The following is a 695-nucleotide window of genomic DNA, read 5'->3' as shown; positions in this document are numbered from 1 at the left end:
TCCAGATTTTTCAGGCTTTTTGAAAAACCAGAACAAGATAAAGGCGATAAGGGCAATACAAACAATGGTTACAATACTATTTAACATGACGTCTCCTTTACATACAATTACATTTTACTTCTGTCACAGCGTTTGATTTCTTCTCAGAAATCACAGCTTCCAAGTCTTCCAAGTCGGCCTGAGTAAAATCACATTCAGCAATCAAATCAGCCAACAAGTTCTTAATCCTACGAGAACAAACCTTGTCCTTGATATCTTGGACAAGTAAATCCCGACTTTGGTCCAAAGTTAAAAGGGCTGAATAAACAAAGGACTTGCCTTCTTTTTTCCTTGTCAGACACTCTTTCTCAACCAAACGAGCCAAGAGAGTTTGAATGGTTGACTTTGACCAATCGAACCGCTCCGCCAGAACCCTGATCAAATCCGTACTGGTCTGCTCTCCTTGCATCCAAATAATCTTCATGACCTGCCATTCTGCATCTGAAATCTGCATCATCACACCTCCAAAATCTACATTTGTCGATTACAGTTATTAGTATACTTCTAAAATCTACATTTGTCAACTATGAAATTCAAATTTTTCTCTTTTTTTAAAATCTTCATTTCAAAAGTGTTTAAAACACAAGCAAAAACCTCCACATTCAGTGGAGGCAATCTCTTTTATCAATACAATTTTAAGTCACGAGGGTCAACTG

General features: G+C 37.3%; 1 protein-coding gene. It reads right to left on the bottom strand.

The window, feature by feature from the left end:
- Window positions 1-97: 97 nt before the first annotated feature.
- Window positions 98-493, bottom strand: coding sequence for a CopY/TcrY family copper transport repressor (locus SMIDD26_RS04755; protein ID WP_061439242.1), 396 nt, complete (start codon window positions 491-493; stop codon window positions 98-100).
- Window positions 494-695: the final 202 nt, after the last annotated feature.

The sequence above is a fragment of the Streptococcus mitis genome (assembly GCF_001579035.1).
In the GTDB taxonomy this organism is placed as follows: domain Bacteria; phylum Bacillota; class Bacilli; order Lactobacillales; family Streptococcaceae; genus Streptococcus; species Streptococcus mitis_J.
Note: the sequence above shows the minus strand (reverse complement) of the source record. Positions and strands in the feature narration are given on the sequence as shown.

Coding starts and splice junctions, on each gene's coding strand:
- SMIDD26_RS04755 (WP_061439242.1), bottom strand. CDS start 493: ATGCAGATTTCAGATGCAGAATGGCAGGTCATGAAGATTATTTGGATG.